Source organism: Kluyvera sichuanensis (assembly GCF_040930405.1).
Lineage (GTDB): Bacteria > Pseudomonadota > Gammaproteobacteria > Enterobacterales > Enterobacteriaceae > Kluyvera > Kluyvera sichuanensis.
The window spans coordinates 4,487,195-4,507,388 of sequence record NZ_CP162271.1; the positions used below are offsets into that span (position 1 = coordinate 4,487,195).

Sequence of the window (20,194 nt, forward strand, 5' to 3'; positions counted from 1 at the left end):
CTTTTGAGCCAGACATGAAGCTGATACGCGGCATACATAATCTCAGTCAGGCCCCGCATGGGTGCGTGCTGACCATTGGTAATTTCGACGGTGTGCATCGCGGGCATCAGGCGTTACTGCAAGGCTTACGTGCCGAGGGCAGGGCGCGCGGTTTGCCTGTGGTGGTGATGATTTTTGAACCGCAGCCGCTGGAGCTTTTCGCGGCTGACAAGGCCCCGGCTCGCTTGACGCGCCTGCGTGAAAAGCTGTGCTATCTGGCCGAGAGTGGAGTGGACTACGTCCTCTGCCTGCGCTTTGACCGTCGCTTTGCGGCGCTTACCGCACAGGATTTTATCAGCGAACTGCTGGTGAAGCGTCTGGGGGTGCAGTTCCTCGCCGTTGGCGATGATTTCCGCTTCGGCGCTGGTCGTCAGGGCGATTTCTTGTTATTACAGAAGGCTGGTGAAGATTTTGGTTTCGATATCACCAGTACCGAAACCTTCTGTCACGGCGGCGTGCGCATCAGTAGCACCGCCGTACGTCAGGCGCTGGCTGAGGATAACCTCGAACAGGCCGAAAGCCTTCTGGGCCACCCATTTATCATCTCCGGGCGCGTGGTGCACGGCGATGAACTGGGCCGCACCATCGGTTTCCCGACGGCGAACTTACCGCTGCGTCGTCAGGTGTCCCCGGTAAAAGGGGTCTATGCGGTAGAAGTCACGGGGCTGGGTGATAAGCCTCTGCCGGGCGTGGCAAATATTGGTACGCGCCCGACCGTTGCTGGCGTTCGCCAGCAGCTGGAAGTGCATTTGCTCGACGTTGTAATGGACCTTTACGGTCGCCATATAGATGTAGTGCTGCGTAAAAAAATACGCAACGAGCAGCGATTTGCGTCGCTGGATGAACTAAAAGCGCAGATTGCGCGTGATGAATTAACGGCCCGCGAGTTTTTTGGGCTTTCAAACCCGGCTTAAATGCCTACGTAAATATACGGAACCGAGAATCTGATGAGTGACTATAAATCAACCCTGAATTTGCCGGAAACAGGGTTCCCGATGCGCGGCGATCTCGCCAAGCGCGAACCGGGAATGCTGGCGCGTTGGACTGATGATGACCTGTACGGCATCATTCGTGCAGCCAAAAAAGGCAAAAAAACGTTCATTCTGCATGATGGCCCTCCATATGCGAACGGCAACATTCATATTGGTCACTCGGTTAACAAGATTCTGAAAGACATTATCGTGAAGTCCAAAGGGCTTTCCGGTTATGACTCTCCGTACGTGCCTGGCTGGGACTGCCACGGCCTGCCTATCGAGCTGAAAGTTGAGCAAGAATTTGGCAAGCCGGGTGAGAAATTTACCGCCGCCGAGTTCCGCGCCAAGTGCCGCGAATATGCCGCAACCCAGGTTGACGGTCAGCGTACCGATTTCATCCGTCTGGGCGTGCTGGGCGACTGGCAGAAGCCATACCTGACCATGGACTTCAAAACCGAAGCCAACATCATTCGTGCGCTGGGCAAAATCGTTGCTAACGGCCACCTGCACAAAGGCGCGAAGCCGGTGCACTGGTGCGTTGACTGTCGTTCTGCGCTGGCGGAAGCGGAAGTTGAGTATTACGACAAGACCTCTCCGTCCATCGACGTGGCGTTCCACGCCGCTGACCCGGATGCGGTAAAAGCGAAATTTGGTGCCGCGAACGTGACTGGCCCAGTCTCCCTGGTTATCTGGACCACCACCCCGTGGACCCTGCCAGCGAACCGCGCTATCTCTCTGGCGCCTGATTTCGACTATGCGCTGGTGCAAATTGACGGCCAGGCGCTGATTCTGGCAAGCGACCTCGTTGAGAGCGTGATGAAGCGCATCGGCGTGAGCGACTACACCATTCTGGGCACCGTCAAAGGCGCCGAGCTGGAACTGATGCGTTTCAAGCACCCGTTCATGGGCTTCGACGTTCCGGCTATTCTGGGCGACCACGTGACGCTGGATGCTGGTACCGGTGCGGTGCATACCGCCGGTGGCCACGGCCCTGACGACTATGTGATCAGCCAGAAGTACGGTCTGGAAATCGCTAACCCGGTTGGCCCTGATGGCGCTTACCTGGCGGGCACTTACCCAGAACTGGACGGCGTGAACGTCTTCAAAGCCAACGACAAAATCGTGGCGCTGCTGACGGAAAAAGGCGCACTGCTGCACGTAGAAAAAATGCAGCACAGCTACCCATGCTGCTGGCGTCACAAGTCACCGATCATCTTCCGTGCGACCCCGCAGTGGTTCGTCAGCATGGATAAAAAAGGCCTGCGTATTCAGTCTCTGAAAGAGATCGACCGCATTGAGCAGGAAGGCCTGGCGAAAGAAGATCTGAGTGGCTGGATCCCGGCCTGGGGTAAAGCACGTATCGAATCTATGGTGGCGAACCGTCCTGACTGGTGTATCTCCCGTCAGCGTACCTGGGGCGTGCCAATGGCGCTGTTCGTGCATAAAGACACCGAAGAGCTGCACCCGCGCACCACTGAACTGATGGAGGCGGTTGCCAAATACGTAGAGAAAGACGGTATTCAGGCGTGGTGGGATCTCGACCCGCGTGAAATCCTCGGTGATGACGCAGACAACTACGTCAAAGTGCCAGATACCCTGGACGTATGGTTCGACTCCGGTTCAACCAGCTACTCCGTCGTCGATGCGCGCCCTGAATTCGGCGGCCACGCGGCTGACATGTATCTGGAAGGTTCTGACCAGCACCGCGGCTGGTTCATGTCCTCCCTGATGATTAGCGTCGCCATGAAAGGCAAAGCGCCGTATCGCCAGGTACTGACCCACGGCTTCACCGTGGATGGTCAGGGCCGTAAGATGTCTAAATCTATCGGTAACACCGTTTCTCCGCAGGACGTGATGAACAAACTGGGCGCGGATATCCTGCGTCTGTGGGTAGCATCTACCGACTACACCGGCGAAATGGCGGTATCGGATGAGATCCTGAAACGTGCTGCCGACAGCTATCGTCGTATCCGTAACACCGCGCGCTTCCTGCTGGCGAACCTGAACGGTTTCGATCCGGTAAAAGACATGGTGAAACCGGAAGAGATGGTGGTGCTGGATCGTTGGGCCGTAGGCTGTGCGCAAGAAGCGCAGGCTGACATCATGAAAGCCTACGAATCCTATGACTTCCACGAAGTGGTACAGCGTCTGATGCGCTTCTGCTCCGTAGAAATGGGCTCGTTCTACCTCGACATCATCAAAGACCGCCAGTACACCGCGAAAGCGGACAGCGTGGCGCGTCGTAGCTGCCAGACTGCGCTGTACCATATCGCAGAAGCGCTGGTTCGCTGGATGGCGCCTATCATGTCCTTCACCGCCGACGAAATCTGGGGCTACCTGCCGGGTAACCGTGAGAAGTACGTCTTCACCGGCGAATGGTACGAAGGTCTGTTTGGCCTGGCCGACAGCGAAGCGATGAACGATGCGTTCTGGGAAGAGCTGCTGCAGGTTCGTGGCGAAGTGAACAAGGTCATCGAGCAGGCGCGTGCTGACAAGAAAGTCGGTGGTTCTCTGGAAGCGGCAGTGACCCTGTACGCCCAGCCGGAACTGGCGGCTAAGCTGAACGCACTGGGCGACGAATTACGATTTGTCCTGTTGACCTCCGGGGCAACCGTTGCGGATTATGAAGCGGCAACCGCTGATGCCCAGCAGAGCGAACTGCTGAAAGGGCTGAAAGTGGCGCTGAATAAAGCCGAAGGCGAGAAGTGCCCGCGTTGCTGGCACTACACTCAGGACGTCGGTAAGGTGGCGGAACACGCAGAAATCTGCGGACGCTGTGTGAGCAACGTGGCCGGTGACGGCGAAAAACGTAAGTTTGCCTGATGAGTAAATCGATTTGTTCAACAGGGCTACGCTGGCTGTGGCTGGTTGTCGTCGTGCTGATTATCGATCTGGGCAGCAAATACCTGATCCTCCAGAACTTTGCTCTGGGGGAGACGGTTTCGCTGTTCCCGTCGCTTAATCTGCATTATGCGCGTAACTATGGCGCGGCGTTTAGCTTCCTGGCCGACAGCGGCGGCTGGCAGCGCTGGTTCTTTGCGGGTATCGCTATCGGTATCTGTGTGGCGCTGACGGTGCTGATGTATCGCGCTAAGGCCTCGCAAAAGCTGAACAACATTGCCTACGCGCTGATTATTGGCGGCGCGTTGGGTAACCTGTTCGACCGTCTGTGGCATGGCTTCGTTGTCGACATGATCGATTTCTACGTCGGTGACTGGCATTTTGCTACCTTCAACCTGGCTGATACGGCAATCTGTATCGGTGCTGCGCTGATCGTGCTGGAAGGTTTCCTGCCGAAAAAGCAGGCGTAATCAAATAAGCGCAGTCTGTAGCCCGGCCGAGCGTAGCGAGGCCGGGGAACTGCAGGCTACGCTATCTAATAACAATAATCGTCATTCCAATGTCGTAAGATAAAAGGCTGTCCCTGCATGTCTAACTCGATTCAAAGCAATAGTGCGGTGCTGGTGCACTTCACGCTGAAACTGGACGATGGCTCTACCGCAGAGTCGACCCGTAACAACGGCAAACCGGCGCTGTTTCGTCTGGGCGATGCCTCCCTGTCTGAAGGGCTGGAGCAGCATCTTCTCGGCCTGAAGGCCGGGGACAAAAAAGCATTCTCTCTGGAGCCTGACGCGGCGTTTGGGATTTCCACGCCCGATCTTATCCAGTATTTCTCCCGCCGCGAATTTATGGATGCGGGTGAACCGGAAATCGGCGCTATCATGCTGTTCACCGCAATGGACGGCAGCGAGATGCCAGGCGTGATCCGCGAGATTAACGGTGACTCCATCACGGTTGATTTCAACCACCCGCTGGCGGGCCATACCGTTCATTTTGATATTGAAGTACTGGAAGTCGATCCGGTACTGGAGGCGTAACATGCAGATCCTGTTGGCCAACCCACGCGGCTTTTGTGCAGGCGTTGACCGCGCTATCAGCATTGTTGAAAATGCGCTCGCCATCTATGGCGCGCCAATCTACGTTCGTCATGAAGTGGTGCATAACCGCTACGTGGTGGACAGCCTGCGCGCACGTGGCGCTATCTTTATCGAGCAGATTAGCGAAGTGCCGGACGGCGCTATCCTGATCTTCTCCGCCCACGGCGTTTCTCAGGCCGTGCGTAACGAAGCGAAAAGCCGAGACCTGACGGTCTTTGACGCGACCTGCCCGCTGGTTACCAAAGTGCATATGGAAGTGGCGCGCGCCAGCCGTCGCGGCGAAGAGTCGATTCTTATCGGCCACGCCGGTCACCCGGAAGTTGAAGGCACAATGGGCCAGTACAGCAACCCGAAAGGGGGGATGTACCTCGTCGAGTCGCCGGAAGACGTACTGAAGCTGGCGGTGAAAGACGAAAGCAAGCTGTCGTTTATGACCCAGACTACGCTCTCGGTGGACGACACTTCTGATGTTATTGACGCGTTGCGCAGCCGTTTCCCAAAAATCGTCGGCCCGCGTAAAGATGATATCTGCTACGCCACCACCAACCGTCAGGAAGCCGTGCGATCGCTCGCCCAGCAGGCGGACGTGGTGCTAGTCGTTGGGTCGAAGAACTCTTCCAACTCCAACCGTCTGGCCGAGCTGGCGCAGCGGATGGGTAAAGCGGCCTATCTGATTGACGATGCATCTGATATCCAGGAAGCCTGGGTGAAAGAGGCAACCTGCGTTGGCGTCACCGCCGGGGCATCCGCGCCGGATATTCTGGTGCAGAACGTCATTGCTCGCCTGCAATCGTTAGGTGGCGGCGAGGCGATTACCCTTGAAGGTCGTGAAGAGAACATCGTCTTTGAGGTGCCGCGCGAGCTGCGTGTGGATGTTCGTGAAGTCGAATAAATTAATTCTCCCGCAGATGTGAAAAAATGCCAGGCTTAACGTCTGGCATTTTTTATGGAGAAATCATGCGACTGCCTATCTTCCTGGATACCGATCCCGGTATCGACGATGCCGCGGCGATTGCCGCAGCGCTGTTTGCTCCCGAGCTGGATCTCCAGCTCATGACCACCGTCGCCGGCAACGTCTCCGTCGAGAAAACCACCCGTAATGGCCTGCAGCTGCTCCATTTCTGGGAGGCGGATGTGCCGCTGGCGCAGGGCGCGGCCGCACCGCTGGTTCGCCCGCTGCGCGACGCGGCGTCGGTACACGGCGAATCCGGCATGGAGGGCTATGATTTTGTCGAGCATAACCGCCAGCCGCTGGCAAAACCGGCGTTTCAGGCGATCCGCGATGCGCTGATGCTGGCATCTGAGCCGGTCACGCTGGTCGCCATTGGCCCGCTGACCAATATCGCACTGCTGCTGACGCAGTACCCTGAGTGCCGCTTCAATATTCGCCGCCTGGTGATTATGGGCGGTTCCGCCGGGCGCGGTAACTTTACGCCGAACGCCGAGTTTAATATCGCTATCGACCCGGAAGCGGCGGCGCTGGTGTTCCGCAGCGGCCTGGAGATTGTGATGTGTGGGCTGGACGTGACTAACCAGGCGACGCTCTCGCCAGAATATCTGGCCTCGCTGCCCGCGCTGAATAAAACCGGCGGTATGCTCCATGCATTGTTCAGCCACTACCGCAGCGGCAGTATGCAGAGCGGCCTGCGCATGCACGACCTGTGCGCGATTGCTTGGCTGGCACGCCCGGCGCTGTTTACTCTGCAAAGCTGCTACGTCACCGTTGAAACGCAGGGGCAATTTACCGCCGGGACAACGGTCGTGGATATTGAAGGGAAGCTCGGCCAGCCGGCTAACGCGCAGGTGGCGCTGGGGCTGGACGTCGAAGGCTTCCGCCAATGGGTGGCGGAGGTTTTTGCACTGGCGTCGTAATTATCATTAGCGGCTTTGCTGCGGCAGCTTCTCGCTCAGATAATCAATCATCGCCCGCATTCTGGCGGGCATATGCTGATTACGCGTCCATAACAGCCACAGATCGCCGCTGTAGTCGCTGATAAACTCCCACTCCGGCAGTACCTGCACAATCTCACCGTTAGCTAGCGCTTCCTGCGCGGTAAACAGCGGCAGGCTGCCGATACCAAGATGGTTTTTCACCGCGTCCAGCCGCACGCCGGTATGGTTGGCGGCGTAGCGTCCGTGAGTCTGAATTGTCTCGCTCTTCTCACCAAGCCGGAATTTCCAGCGCGCGTCGGCGGGCGTTTCACCGAGGCTGATACAGCTATGGTGGCGCAACGCATGCGGTGTGTCTGGCGTGCCGTGCTGACGTAAATACGCCGGGGTAGCGCAAATGACATGGCTGACCGGCATTAGCGCTTTGCCGTACAGACCGGGGGAGGGGGACTGGCTGATGCGCAGCGCCAGGTCGACGCCGTCGTCAATCAGATCCATATAGCGGTCTTCCAGGCGCAGGCACACGTCGACGTCCGGGTAGCGCTCAAGGAATTCGGCCATCAGCGGGTGAATCACAAAACGTCCCACCGCTTTCGGTACACTAACGGTCAGCTTGCCTTGGGCCACCTGCTGGCGGCTACTGCCGGAATCCAGCGCCATCTGCGCGGCATTCAGCATCTCCTGCGCGTGTTCGTACACCATTTTCCCTGTTTCGCTCAACGCCAGCTTGCGGGTGGTGCGATGTAGCAATTTGCTGCCGAGCGCCTGCTCCAGGCGCGACACGCTGCGGCTAATGGCGGAAGGCGTGGCTCCAGCGGCTTTTGCCGCCGCGGTAAAGCTGCCCTGGTCAATAATCAACACAAAGGTGGCAAGGTCGGGCAGAAGGTTAGGGTTCATTTGTGCGTACCAGGCAAAGATGCATTGAGTGGGCGCAGGATTATCGCCGCAGATAAAGTGAATATACTCTTCTCATTAAGAGGAGAACAATCATGACTGAACGTCTTTATTACACCTGCGATGATACTGAAGGTCGGGCTAACGTACTGAGCTGTACACCTGAGCCGGATGGGCGCTATACGGTGGTGCTGGATAGCACCCTGTTTCACCCGCAGGGCGGCGGGCAGCCTGCGGATGTGGGCTGGATTGACAATGAACCGGTTGAAGCGGTGCTTGCGCGCGGTGACGACGTGCTGCATATGATGGCAAAACCGTTATCCTCCGGGGCAGTGAATCTGCGTGTGGATGCGGCGCAGCGCAAGCTGCACGCTCGGCTGCATTCTGCGGGGCATCTGATTGGTCTGGCGGGGACAGAGTACGGCTGGCATCCGGTAAAAGCGCACCATTGGCCCCATGAGGGGCGTATTACTTTCGCCACTGGGGAAAACGCCACGTTGCCGGATGCGCCGTCGTTGTTAACGAAAATCAGCGCCTGGCAGGCGGAAAATCTCGCCCGACAGGTGACATTCGCCGACGGACTGCGGCAGGTGGGTTTTGGCCATCTCCCGGCTTACCCGTGCGGAGGAACGCACGTTGCCCAACTTTCAGAGATTGGGCCGGTGACGATTACCCAGGTGAAGATGAAAAAAGGGCAGATGATCGTCAACTACACGCTCGAGGCGTAAAACCGACGCCGCGAAATTATCTTCGCGGATTCGCTGGCCACTGCTCGGTTTTCCCGCTGTTTTCCCACCCCTAATCGCCATCCCGAGCGAGTTTGACTTCTTTCCCTTGCTGCGGCAATGATTCATCCTGCGGGATGAATCATGTCTTTTACTGATATTCCTCTCTGTTTATCATTAAATTCTAATTATGGGCGTTTTCGGCTGGCGACCCTGCAGCGGGCTGGTTACTCTGAAAACGATTTACGCAATTTTAACAAAAGAGAATAGCTATGCATGATGCACAAATCCGCGTCGCCATTGCTGGCGCTGGCGGCCGCATGGGACGGCAGTTAATCCAGGCAACCCTGGCGATGGAAGGAGTTCAATTAGGGGCAGCGCTGGAGCGTGAAGGCTCTTCTTTACTGGGCAGCGATGCCGGTGAACTGGCGGGCGCAGGCAAGTCTGGCGTCACCGTTCAGAGCAGCCTGGATACGGTAAAAGATGATTTTGACGTGTTCATCGATTTTACCCGCCCGGAAGGCACGCTGGCGCATCTGGCGTTTTGCCGCCAGCACGGCAAAGGCATGGTCATTGGCACCACCGGCTTTGACGATGCCGGTAAACAGGCCATTCGCGAGGCTTCAGAAGAGATTGCGATCGTTTTCGCGGCCAACTTCAGCGTTGGTGTTAACGTCATGCTCAAGCTGCTGGAGAAAGCGGCAAAGGTCATGGGCGACTATACCGATATCGAAATTATTGAAGCGCACCACCGCCACAAAGTGGATGCACCGTCAGGTACGGCGCTGGCAATGGGTGAGGCGATCGCCGGGGCGCTGGATAAAGATCTGAAGGACTGCGCGGTCTACTCGCGTGAAGGTTATACCGGCGAACGCGTGCCGGGTACCATTGGTTTTGCCACCGTTCGCGCCGGTGACATTGTCGGTGAACACACCGCGATGTTTGCTGATATTGGCGAGCGTGTAGAGATCACGCATAAGGCTTCCAGCCGCATGACGTTTGCTAACGGTGCGGTGAGATCGGCATTGTGGCTAAAGACTAAGGAAAATGGTCTTTTTGATATGCGTGATGTGCTGAATTTGAATGAACTATAAGTATTTATTACCCATCGTGATGTGGTTATTGTAGTCATAATTACTTGATTACAGAGGGCAATATTTTATTGCCCTTTTATTTTGTCTTTTTTTTATGATTTTTTTTATGAAAGCATTATTTTCATAAATTATCCGGCTTAAATGTGTTGGTTAAATGTAAATTTTGACCATCTGGTCTACTTTTTTACTCCCCTCAGTGAAATTTAACACTCTTCCTGCTCCGCAAGCGTTTTCTACAATGAGTTAGTTGATCTTTTTGATGGCTATCGCCTTGCTGCCACATCAGTGGCGCAAAATAATAATAAAAATTGTCCTTTAAGGTAGACATTTGCCGAGGCTGTCACTAGAATGCCGCCGTTTGCCAGAAATTCATCGGTAAGCAAATTTGCATTGATTTGTGCCATTGTTATGAATTAATATGCAAATAAAGCGAGTAAATATTCTCTGGAGGGTGTTTTGATTAAGTCAGCGCTATTGGTTCTGGAAGACGGAACCCAGTTTTACGGTCGGGCCATAGGGGCAACGGGTTCGGCGGTTGGGGAAGTCGTTTTCAATACTTCAATGACCGGTTATCAAGAAATCCTCACTGATCCTTCCTATTCTCGCCAAATCGTCACCCTTACTTATCCCCATATTGGTAATGTCGGCACCAACGCCGCCGATGAAGAGTCCTCTCAGGTTCACGCTCAGGGTCTGGTTATTCGCGACCTGCCGCTGATTGCCAGCAACTACCGCAACACCGAAGATCTCTCTTCTTACCTTAAGCGCCATAACATCGTGGCGATTGCCGATATCGATACCCGTAAGCTGACGCGACTGCTGCGCGAGAAGGGCGCTCAGAACGGCTGCATCATCGCAGGCGATAATCTGGATGCTACGCTGGCCTTAGAAAAAGCCAAAGCGTTCCCGGGCTTAAATGGGATGGACCTGGCAAAAGAAGTGACCACGGCTGAAGCCTACAGCTGGACGCAGGGTAGCTGGACGCTGGCGGGTGACCTGCCGGAAGCGAAATCCGAAGAAGAGCTGCCGTTCCACGTGGTGGCCTACGATTTTGGCGCGAAGCGCAATATTCTGCGTATGCTGGTTGACCGCGGCTGCCGCCTGACGGTAGTGCCAGCGAAAACCTCCGCCGAAGAAGTTCTGGCGATGAATCCAGACGGTGTGTTCCTGTCTAACGGCCCTGGCGACCCGGCACCGTGCGACTACGCTATCGACGCGATTGAAAAATTCCTCCAGACCGAGGTGCCGGTATTTGGCATCTGCCTCGGCCATCAGCTGCTGGCGCTGGCGAGCGGTGCGAAGACCATCAAGATGAAGTTTGGTCACCACGGTGGTAACCACCCGGTGAAAGACATGGATAAGAACGTGGTGATGATCACCGCGCAGAACCACGGTTTTGCGGTGGATGAAGCGTCGATGCCAGCTAACCTGCGCGTGACCCACAAATCTCTGTTCGACGGTACCCTGCAGGGGATTCACCGTACCGATAAACCGGCGTTCAGCTTCCAGGGCCACCCAGAGGCGAGCCCAGGCCCGCACGATGCGGCACCGCTGTTCGACCACTTTATCGAGCTTATTGAGCAATACCGTCAGTCCGCGAAATAATCAGGAGTAATAAGAGCCATGCCAAAACGTACAGACATAAAAAGTATCCTGATTCTGGGCGCGGGCCCGATTGTTATCGGTCAGGCGTGTGAGTTTGACTACTCCGGTGCCCAGGCGTGTAAAGCGCTGCGCGAAGAGGGCTACCGCGTCATTCTGGTGAACTCCAACCCAGCGACCATCATGACCGACCCGGAAATGGCCGATGCGACCTACATCGAGCCGATTCACTGGGAAGTGGTGCGCAAAATCATCGAAAAAGAGCGTCCAGATGCGGTTCTGCCGACCATGGGCGGCCAGACCGCGCTGAACTGCGCGCTGGAGCTGGAGCGTCAGGGCGTGCTGGAAGAGTTCGGCGTGACCATGATTGGCGCTACCGCCGACGCGATTGATAAAGCAGAAGACCGCCGCCGTTTCGACGTGGCGATGAAGAAAATCGGCCTCGACACCGCGCGTTCCGGTATCGCGCACACCATGGAAGAAGCCCTGGCAGTTGCTGCTGACGTCGGCTTCCCATGCATCATCCGCCCAAGCTTCACCATGGGCGGCACCGGTGGCGGTATCGCTTACAACCGCGAAGAGTTCGAAGAAATCTGCGAACGCGGCCTGGATCTCTCGCCAACCAACGAGCTGCTGATTGATGAATCACTGATCGGCTGGAAAGAGTACGAGATGGAAGTGGTGCGTGATAAGAACGACAACTGCATCATCGTCTGCTCTATCGAAAACTTCGATGCGATGGGCATCCACACCGGTGACTCCATCACAGTGGCGCCAGCGCAGACCCTGACCGACAAAGAATACCAAATCATGCGTAACGCCTCGATGGCGGTACTGCGTGAAATCGGCGTCGAAACCGGTGGTTCTAACGTCCAGTTCTCGGTGAACCCGAAAGACGGTCGCCTGATTGTTATCGAAATGAACCCGCGCGTATCCCGCTCCTCGGCGCTGGCTTCCAAAGCAACCGGCTTCCCGATTGCGAAAGTGGCGGCCAAGCTGGCGGTAGGTTACACCCTCGACGAACTGATGAACGACATCACCGGCGGCCGTACTCCGGCTTCCTTCGAGCCGTCCATCGACTACGTTGTGACGAAGATTCCACGCTTCAACTTCGAGAAGTTTGTTGGCGCGAACGACCGTCTGACCACGCAGATGAAATCTGTCGGTGAAGTGATGGCGATTGGCCGCACGCAGCAGGAATCCCTGCAGAAAGCGCTGCGCGGCCTGGAAGTCGGCGCGACCGGCTTCGACCCGAAAGTAAGCCTCGACGACCCTGAAGCGCTGACCAAAATTCGCCGCGAACTGAAAGACGCGGGCGCTGAGCGTATCTGGTACATCGCCGATGCTTTCCGCGCGGGCCTCTCCGTCGACGGCGTGTTCAACCTGACCAACATCGACCGCTGGTTCCTGGTGCAGATTGAAGAGCTGGTGCGTCTGGAAGAGAAAGTGGCAGAAGTGGGCATCAACGGCCTCGACGCTGACTTCCTGTTCCACCTGAAACGCAAAGGCTTTGCCGATGCGCGTCTGGCAAAACTGGCGGGCGTACGCGAAGCGGAAATCCGCAAGCTGCGTGACCAGTATAACCTGCACCCGGTCTACAAGCGTGTGGATACCTGCGCGGCGGAATTCGCCACCGACACCGCTTACATGTACTCCACCTATGAAGAAGAGTGCGAATCCAACCCGTCCGTTGACCGCGATAAAATCATGGTCCTCGGCGGCGGCCCGAACCGTATCGGTCAGGGTATCGAATTCGACTACTGCTGCGTACACGCCTCACTGGCGCTGCGCGAAGACGGTTACGAGACCATCATGGTCAACTGTAACCCGGAAACCGTCTCTACCGACTACGACACTTCCGACCGCCTGTACTTCGAGCCGGTCACCCTGGAAGACGTGCTGGAAATCGTGCGCATCGAGAAGCCGAAGGGCGTTATCGTGCAGTACGGCGGCCAGACCCCGCTGAAGCTGGCGCGTGAACTGGAAGCCGCAGGCGTACCGGTTATCGGTACCAGCCCGGATGCCATCGACCGTGCGGAAGACCGCGAGCGCTTCCAGCATGCGGTTGACCGTCTGAAGCTGAAGCAGCCGGCGAACGCCACCGTGACCGCGATTGAACAAGCGGTTGAGAAGGCGAAAGAGATTGGCTACCCGCTGGTGGTGCGCCCATCCTACGTACTCGGCGGCCGTGCGATGGAAATCGTTTACGACGAAGTTGACCTTAAACGTTACTTCCAGACCGCTGTCAGCGTATCCAACGACGCACCAGTGCTGCTGGACCGCTTCCTCGACGACGCGATTGAAGTCGATGTCGACGCTATCTGCGACGGCGAAATGGTGCTGATTGGCGGCATCATGGAGCACATCGAGCAGGCGGGCGTTCACTCCGGTGACTCCGCGTGCTCCCTGCCAGCCTATACGCTGAGCCAGGAAATTCAGGATGTGATGCGTGAGCAGGTGCAGAAGCTGGCCTTCGAACTGCAGGTACGCGGCCTGATGAACGTGCAGTTTGCGGTGAAAGATAACGAAGTCTACCTGATTGAAGTTAACCCACGTGCGGCGCGTACCGTACCGTTCGTCTCCAAGGCGACCGGCGTACCGCTGGCGAAAGTGGCGGCGCGCGTGATGGCAGGGAAAACCCTGAAGCAGCAAGGCGTGACCAAAGAGATCATTCCACCGTACTACTCGGTGAAAGAAGTGGTGCTGCCGTTCAACAAATTCCCAGGCGTTGACCCACTGTTAGGGCCAGAAATGCGCTCTACCGGGGAAGTGATGGGCGTGGGCCGCACCTTCGCGGAAGCGTTCGCTAAGGCACAGCTGGGCAGCAACTCCACCATGAAGAAACAGGGCCGTGCGCTGCTCTCCGTTCGCGAAGGCGACAAAGAGCGCGTGGTTGACCTGGCCGCTAAGCTGCTGAAACAGGGCTTCGAGCTGGATGCGACCCACGGTACCGCGATTGTGCTGGGCGAAGCCGGTATCAACCCGCGTCTGGTGAACAAGGTGCACGAAGGTCGTCCGCACATTCAGGACCGTATCAAGAATGGCGAATACACCTACATCATCAACACCACCGCAGGTCGCCAGGCGATTGAAGACTCCAAGCTGATTCGCCGCAGCGCGCTGCAGTACAAGGTACATTACGACACCACCCTGAACGGCGGTTTCGCGACGGCGATGGCGCTGAATGCGGATGCCAAAGACAAAGTGACTTCCGTCCAGGAAATGCACGCACAGATTAAAAAATAAGTGCGAGCGATAAAATAAAACGCCGGGCAACTGCCCGGCGTTTTTGTTTTTGTAACCCGTCCAGGCGAAGCGCTGCCGGGAGCGTCTCGACGCTAACCCGATTCGCCTGGACGGGTTACGATGGTATTTCTCATGTTGAGAGAACGCACAAGTTTAAGTCCTTATCCTCCCGGCATAATAGCCCTCTTGCTTTCTGTTAATACTCATAACTACGGAATATATATGGCTATTTTGTTATTTGATTGGGGTGGGAGTTCTATTAAATACGGCGTCTGGCATCAGGACGCTTTAACGGATACGGCCGCAGTAAAAACGCCTGATAGCTGGGAGAAAATGCAGGCCCAGCTGCTGGAAATCTGCCGTCAGTACCAGCAGCGCTATGACATTCAGGGCGTAGCCATCAGCGCTCCCGGCAGCGTAGACCCCGCGCGCGGCGTGATTGGCGGCCTCAGCGCCATTCCTTATATCCACCACTTCCCGATTGTTGAGGCGCTGACGGCGCTGTTTGGCCTGCCGGTCAGTATTGAGAACGACGCCAACGCGGCGGGCATTGCCGAAGCCGCGCTCGGGGCAGGGCGCGACGACCACCATGTGCTGTTTGTGATCGTCGGCTCAGGCGTGGGCGGGGCTATCCTGGAAGATAAAGTGCTGCGTCGCGGTAGTCACGGTTATGCAGGTGAGTTTGGCCTGATGACGCTGGAGGGCGGGCAGACGTTCAGCGAACTGGGCACCGCCGTGGCGATGGCGCGGCGCTACGCGCAGCGGATGTCGCTTGAGCTGGATTCGATTTCCGGGGCCGAGGTGTTTCGTCTGGCCGAGCAGGGCGATGAGGTCGCGAAGCAGGAAGTGGCGCAGTTCTACCACTGGATGGCTGTCGGCTTGCTCAATTTGCAGGTCTGCTACGATCCGGATTGTCTGGTGATCGGCGGTGGGATCTCTGCCAGCGATGCTATTTTTGCCGGGATCGCCTCCCGCTTAACCGATCTGGTCGCGGAAAAAGATCTCGCGGAATTTATGCCGAAACTGCTGCTCTGCCAGTACCGCAACGACGCCAATCTTATCGGCGCAGCGGTGAGCTTTACACAGCAACACGGCTAAAATGTCGCTTCGGAGTGTTCTGGTTTCCCTCTCGCTTTCAGCCCGCTAACCTAAAATGGTTAGAGTGATAACGATTTTAGCTGAGAAGCAGGAGGGAAACATGATGCAATATAAGCGACTTACCGTAGCGATTCTGACCGCCGGCGCGCTCTTTACCGTTGCTGGGTGTTCATCCAACCAGGCGTTAAAAACCACCGACGGGAAGACTATCGTCACCGACGGGAAACCGCAGGTCGATGAAGATACCGGCCTGGTGTCGTACAAAAATGCTGAAACCGGCAAAACCGAACAGATTAACCGCGATCAGGTTAGGTCGATGGGTGAGCTCGATAACTAAACGTTATTCGTGGCCCCGCGAATGCAGTGCGGGGCCAGCGCATAACGTTTAAATCAATGCGCTATTGATTTTGACGATGATTTTACGCAGCGGTGCGCCCGCGCCAAGGCTGCTCATCGGGCGGTGAAGCTCGCCGGGGAAGATGATGGCAATCTCTTCCGGGTGCAGGTGAATCAGCGTTTCGCTGCTGATTTGCGTGCAGAAGCCGATATCATGCGCGTCGTTAAACGCGCCGTCCTCGACAATCTCCAGTCCCTTATTACCCGCCCCAATAATCTCTTCACCCTTCAGTACGATGTGAATATCAATATATTGACGATGATACTCCGGGCGCTGCTCGGCCAGCGGCTTGCTTTCTCCTTCTACCACGTTGAAGAACAGGTTATCGCCATCGACGGTATATTTACCCGGCGGCAGGGTGTGTGGCTCCTGTTGGATCACGGCGCGCAGCGCCTTGCGGATAGCCTGCGGATAAAAGGCGGTTTTCTCCGCGTTGTACAGCGTGTCGATAATCATGCCGGAACTCCCGATGCGGGTTGATGGGCTAAAAGGGTGAGCGAGCGGGCAACAATGCCCGGTACATCGCCGGAAATATCGACCGGCAGAATGTCCGGCTCGCGGTCGTCTGGGGCTTCCAGCGCGGCAAACTGGCTTCGCAGCAACGCTTCCGGCATAAAGTGGCCTTTGCGCGCCTGCATACGTTGCAAGATGCAGTCGTAGTCACCGGTCAGCCACAGGAAGCGCAGATGCGGATTACCCGCGCGCAGCTGGTCGCGGTAGCGCTTTTTCAGCGCCGAGCAGACCAGCACGCCGGACTCGTTTTTCTGCCCGAGGCTAAAGATCACATCGCCAATACGTTCCAGCCACGGCTGGCGGTCGCTATCCTCCAGCGGCTGGCTGGCGGCCATTTTGACGATATTGGCCCGTGGGTGAAGGTCATCGCCGTCGATAAACTTCGCCCCCAGCGCCTGGGAAAGCGCCTGCCCGACGGTGGTTTTTCCGGTGCCGGAGACGCCCATTAAAATAATGCACTGTCCTGCCATGGTTTTGCTCCCGACTCAGACGGCAACCAGCATGCCGCCGTCAACAAACAGCAGATGCCCATTTACAAAATCAGAGGCTTTTGACGACAGGAATACCGCCGCACCAACCAGCTCCTGCGGGTCGCCCCAGCGGGCGGCTGGCGTACGTTTGCACAGCCAGTCGGTGAAGGCTTTATCGTCAACCAACGCCTGGGTCATGGCGGTTTTAAAGTAGCCAGGAGCGATACCGTTAACCTGAATGTTATGGCGTGCCAGTTCCACGCACATTCCGCGAGTCAGCATTTTGACCGCGCCTTTGGCGGCGGCGTACGGGGTGATGGTGTCGCGGCCCAGTTCGCTCTGCATCGAGCAGATATTGACGATTTTCCCCGCGCCGCGCGTCATCATGCGTTTGGCCACGGCCTGGGAAACCAGGAAAACGGCGGTCTGGTTCACGGCAATCACGTCGTTCCATTCTTTCACCGGAAACTCGGTGAACGGGTGGCGGCGCTGGATGCCGGCGTTATTAAACAGTACGTCGATAGCGCCGATGCGAGTTTCAATATCGGCAATAGCGTTTTCCACCGACTCCGGGTCGGTGACGTTAAAGACCGCAGTATGGGCGGTGGCACCCTCGTCGCGGAGTTTCATCGCAGCCTGCTCGGCGCGTTCTGCGGAGATATCGTTGATGATGATTTCCGCGCCGTACTGGGCCAGTCCCTGAGCCATCACGTAGCCGATACCTTGTCCGGAACCGGTAATTAAAATGCGTTTGCCTTGCAGGCTGAATAAGTTGTTCATCACAGTGTCCTGTATTGCGAGCCGATGCGCCAAGAAGATGCTCTCTATCTCACGGTTTTTGCCTCGGTGAAACTGTGATGAAGATCACTCTCAACTATGTTACAAAAAGGGGTTACAGCATGTGTGATCCTGAAGAGGAAAACTGGGCGAAAACCGCGCCATACGGGGCTTTGACGATGGGTTATCGCTTTCTCTTTTTTGTAACCTGCTGGCATAATAGGCCACGGGATTTCGGCAATGACGGGCAGGGCTAATGAAAGTACAACGCATCACGTTAGAGGATATCGCCGCGCTGGCGGGGGTAACCAAAATGACCGTCAGCCGCTATTTACGCACCCCCGAGAAGGTGAAGCCGGAAACCGCTGAACGTATTGCCAGCGTGATTGAAGAGGTGGGCTACCAGCCGGATGCCGACAATCCCGCCATAAGTAGCAACGTTGCGCCGCGCATTGGCGTGCTCGTCCCCTCCTTTAATAATCAGATTTTCTCCGACGTGCTGGCAGGTATTGAATCGGTCACCACCGCCCACGGCTATCAAACGCTGGTGGTGAACTACGATTACGACAGCCAGCGTGAAGAGGAACAGATTGCTACCGTGCTGGCGCTGAACGTCAAGGCGCTGCTATTAACCGAATCGGTCCATACGCTGCGGGCGGAGAAATACCTGAAAGCTGCAAAAATCCCTATTGCCGAGGTGATGGGGCTATCGGATAACGCCGATCGCATTAACGTGGGCTTTGATAATTACCGCGCCGGGTTGGATATGACCAATATGCTGCTGGCGAGCGGAAAAAAGCAGATTATCTATTTTGGCTCGATGTCGGATATTCGCGATGAGCAGCGCTATGCGGGCTACTGCCGGGCAATGGAGGAGGCGGGTCTGGCCGTCGGGCGCATAGCGCCAAACAAAGTCTCTTCGGTGTCAATTGGCACCGGCATGATGACCCTTGCCCGTCAGATGTATAAAGAGATGGACGCTATTCTCTGCACCAACGATGACCTGGCGGTCGGGGTGTTACAGGAGTGCATCGCTTCGGGTATCACGGTGCCGCAGGAGATGGCGATTGCGGGCTTCCACGGGCTGGAGATGGGCCAGGTGGTTAGCCCGCGTCTGGCGAGCGTATTGACCCCGCGCTTTGAAATGGGCAAGGTCGCCACCGAGATTTTAATCAAAAAAATAAAAGGGTTACCTACTATCGAGAAGGTTGACCTGCACTATCGTTTATCGATGGGCGAAACCATCTAGCCTTCGCCCGCCACGTCGGCCATGTTATTCAATTGTTGCCATTCAGCCCGCATTCCTGCGGGCTTTTGCTTCCACGATCACGTCATCCGTAACACGGATTTCTAACACGATCTGCCGTGATGCAGATCGCAAAATGACATCGCGAAAACCCGTTTGATAGGCGTAACAAATTTCTCTACACAACATCTTTCAAGTTGCATCAAGGCGGCAAGCGAGTGAATCCCCAGGAGCTTACTAAAGTAAGTGACTGAGGTGAGCGAGCGCAGCCAACGCCGAGGCGGCTTGAAGGATGAAGTGTATAAACGCTTAAACAGGTAACACGATGAATATTGCAAACCCAAACACGGTACTGTTGATTGCCCCGGTCGTAGACGGCCTGATGGATAAACTCTCCACCGCTTTCCAGGTCTATCGTCTGTATGAACAGGCTGACCCGCAGGCTTTCTTACGCGACGTCGGCCATCAGGTGCAGGCGGTGGTCACCCGTGGTGATATCGGCGTCACCCGCGCCGTGCTGGAACAGTTGCCTAACGCCGGGCTGGTGGCGGTGTTTGGTGTTGGTACTGACGCGGTGGATCTCGACTATACCCGCGCTCATGACATTGCCGTCACCATCACTTCCGGCGTGCTGACCAACGACGTTGCCGACCTGGCGATGGGGCTGTTGCTGGCGGGCGCGCGCCAGCTCTGCCAGGGCGATAAATTTGTTCGCGAAGGCAAATGGCTGAAGCAGGGGCCGGGGCTGGCGACTCAGGTTAGCGGTAAACGCCTCGGTATCTTTGGCATGGGTAACATCGGCCAGGCCATTGCCCGTCGCGCCAGCGGATTTGATATGGAGATCCTCTACACCGACCGCAAAAAGCTAAATCACGTTGACTATCAGTGGTGTGCCGACCTGCACACCCTGGCCCACGAAAGCGATTTTCTGGTGATTGCCGCTTCTGGCGGCGCGGCAAACCGCGGGCTGATCGATGCCAGCGTGTTTAACGTGATGCCAAAACACGCGTGGCTGATTAACATCGCGCGCGGCACCCTGGTGGATGAGAAAGCCCTGATTCACGCCCTGCAAAACGGTGTCATTGCCGGTGCTGGGCTGGATGTGTACGAAGAAGAGCCGCATGTGCCTGAGGCGCTGATTGCCATGGATAACGTGGTGCTGCTGCCGCACGTAGCGAGCGCTACCCACGAAACCCGCCAACGGATGAGCGAGGTGGTGTTCAAGAACGTCGACGCCTTTTTCAACGCGACGCCTTTACCGAATGCCATTGATTAATCCTCGGTTCTTTTT

Annotated in this window: 18 protein-coding genes; 14 read left to right on the forward strand and 4 right to left on the reverse strand. The window is 56.5% G+C overall.

Annotated features, from left to right (window positions below; translation table 11 throughout):
• Positions 1-14 precede the first annotated feature (14 nt).
• The 6 genes from ribF (at position 15) to rihC (ending at position 6,823) form a co-directional block, all read left to right on the forward strand.
• Positions 15-953, forward strand: coding sequence for a bifunctional riboflavin kinase/FAD synthetase (ribF, locus tag AB2B48_RS21430; RefSeq protein ID WP_368300159.1), 939 nt, complete (start codon positions 15-17; stop codon positions 951-953).
• Positions 954-986: 33 nt separating this feature from the next.
• A complete protein-coding gene (gene ileS / locus AB2B48_RS21435) occupies positions 987-3,836 on the forward strand; it encodes an isoleucine--tRNA ligase (protein ID WP_368300160.1) in 2,850 nt (949 codons plus the stop codon).
• Positions 3,836-4,324: a signal peptidase II gene (gene lspA, locus AB2B48_RS21440; RefSeq protein WP_368300161.1), complete on the forward strand. Its 489-nt coding sequence runs from the start codon at positions 3,836-3,838 to the stop codon at positions 4,322-4,324. The genes ileS and lspA overlap by 1 nt, the downstream gene beginning before the upstream one ends.
• 117 nt (positions 4,325-4,441) lie before the next feature.
• Positions 4,442-4,891, forward strand: a complete 450-nt coding sequence (fkpB, locus tag AB2B48_RS21445) for an FKBP-type peptidyl-prolyl cis-trans isomerase (protein ID WP_185668296.1) — start codon at positions 4,442-4,444, stop codon at positions 4,889-4,891.
• Between the two features lies 1 nt (position 4,892).
• Entirely contained in the window at positions 4,893-5,843 is a 951-nt protein-coding gene (gene ispH, locus AB2B48_RS21450) for a 4-hydroxy-3-methylbut-2-enyl diphosphate reductase (protein WP_220440350.1), read from the forward strand.
• A 65-nt stretch (positions 5,844-5,908) separates the two neighbouring features.
• Complete coding sequence (rihC, locus tag AB2B48_RS21455; RefSeq protein WP_333011547.1) at positions 5,909-6,823, forward strand: ribonucleoside hydrolase RihC; 915 nt, start codon at positions 5,909-5,911, stop codon at positions 6,821-6,823.
• Between the two features lie 6 nt (positions 6,824-6,829).
• Here the strand turns inward: rihC and AB2B48_RS21460 are convergent, their stop codons facing one another.
• On the reverse strand, positions 6,830-7,738 hold the full coding sequence (locus AB2B48_RS21460; protein WP_185668299.1) for a LysR family transcriptional regulator: 909 nt from the start codon (positions 7,736-7,738) through the stop codon (positions 6,830-6,832).
• 92 nt (positions 7,739-7,830) lie between these two features.
• On the opposite strand from AB2B48_RS21460, the gene AB2B48_RS21465 reads away from it, so the two are divergent.
• The 6 genes from AB2B48_RS21465 to AB2B48_RS21490 all read left to right on the forward strand — a co-directional run bounded on the left by AB2B48_RS21465 (position 7,831) and on the right by AB2B48_RS21490 (position 15,837).
• Positions 7,831-8,463: an alanyl-tRNA editing protein gene (locus tag AB2B48_RS21465; RefSeq protein WP_368300162.1), complete on the forward strand. Its 633-nt coding sequence runs from the start codon at positions 7,831-7,833 to the stop codon at positions 8,461-8,463.
• A 269-nt stretch (positions 8,464-8,732) separates the two neighbouring features.
• Positions 8,733-9,554 carry a 4-hydroxy-tetrahydrodipicolinate reductase gene (dapB, locus tag AB2B48_RS21470; protein ID WP_185668604.1) on the forward strand — a complete coding sequence of 274 codons (822 nt, stop codon included), beginning with the start codon at positions 8,733-8,735 and terminating at the stop codon, positions 9,552-9,554.
• Between the two features lie 456 nt (positions 9,555-10,010).
• The gene (carA, locus tag AB2B48_RS21475; RefSeq protein ID WP_220440354.1) at positions 10,011-11,159 is read left to right on the forward strand and encodes a glutamine-hydrolyzing carbamoyl-phosphate synthase small subunit; all 1,149 of its coding nucleotides are present in this window, start codon (positions 10,011-10,013) and stop codon (positions 11,157-11,159) included.
• A gap of 18 nt (positions 11,160-11,177) precedes the next feature.
• Positions 11,178-14,402: a carbamoyl-phosphate synthase large subunit gene (carB, locus tag AB2B48_RS21480; RefSeq protein ID WP_368300163.1), complete on the forward strand. Its 3,225-nt coding sequence runs from the start codon at positions 11,178-11,180 to the stop codon at positions 14,400-14,402.
• A 222-nt stretch (positions 14,403-14,624) separates the two neighbouring features.
• Complete coding sequence (locus AB2B48_RS21485) at positions 14,625-15,500, forward strand: ROK family protein (protein WP_368300164.1); 876 nt, start codon at positions 14,625-14,627, stop codon at positions 15,498-15,500.
• Positions 15,501-15,603: 103 nt separating this feature from the next.
• Positions 15,604-15,837: a YgdI/YgdR family lipoprotein gene (locus AB2B48_RS21490; protein ID WP_035896033.1), complete on the forward strand. Its 234-nt coding sequence runs from the start codon at positions 15,604-15,606 to the stop codon at positions 15,835-15,837.
• A 48-nt stretch (positions 15,838-15,885) separates the two neighbouring features.
• Here AB2B48_RS21490 and AB2B48_RS21495 read toward each other — a convergent pair whose 3' ends face one another.
• From AB2B48_RS21495 to idnO, 3 genes are read right to left on the reverse strand one after another with little or no spacing between them, the layout of a single operon-like run.
• Positions 15,886-16,353 (reverse strand): YhcH/YjgK/YiaL family protein, encoded by a 468-nt coding sequence (locus tag AB2B48_RS21495; RefSeq protein ID WP_220440355.1) that lies wholly within the window; start codon positions 16,351-16,353, stop codon positions 15,886-15,888.
• Positions 16,350-16,880: a gluconokinase gene (locus tag AB2B48_RS21500; RefSeq protein WP_185668599.1), complete on the reverse strand. Its 531-nt coding sequence runs from the start codon at positions 16,878-16,880 to the stop codon at positions 16,350-16,352. The genes AB2B48_RS21495 and AB2B48_RS21500 overlap by 4 nt, the downstream gene beginning before the upstream one ends.
• 15 nt (positions 16,881-16,895) lie before the next feature.
• The gene (gene idnO / locus AB2B48_RS21505; protein WP_185668598.1) at positions 16,896-17,660 is read right to left on the reverse strand and encodes a gluconate 5-dehydrogenase; all 765 of its coding nucleotides are present in this window, start codon (positions 17,658-17,660) and stop codon (positions 16,896-16,898) included.
• 253 nt (positions 17,661-17,913) lie between these two features.
• On the opposite strand from idnO, the gene AB2B48_RS21510 reads away from it, so the two are divergent.
• Together AB2B48_RS21510 and AB2B48_RS21515 are read left to right on the forward strand one after the other, a co-directional pair.
• The gene (locus AB2B48_RS21510) at positions 17,914-18,906 is read left to right on the forward strand and encodes a LacI family DNA-binding transcriptional regulator (protein ID WP_368300165.1); all 993 of its coding nucleotides are present in this window, start codon (positions 17,914-17,916) and stop codon (positions 18,904-18,906) included.
• 322 nt (positions 18,907-19,228) lie between these two features.
• Complete coding sequence (locus AB2B48_RS21515) at positions 19,229-20,179, forward strand: 2-hydroxyacid dehydrogenase (protein WP_368300166.1); 951 nt, start codon at positions 19,229-19,231, stop codon at positions 20,177-20,179.
• The last annotated feature ends 15 nt before the right edge of the window (positions 20,180-20,194 follow it).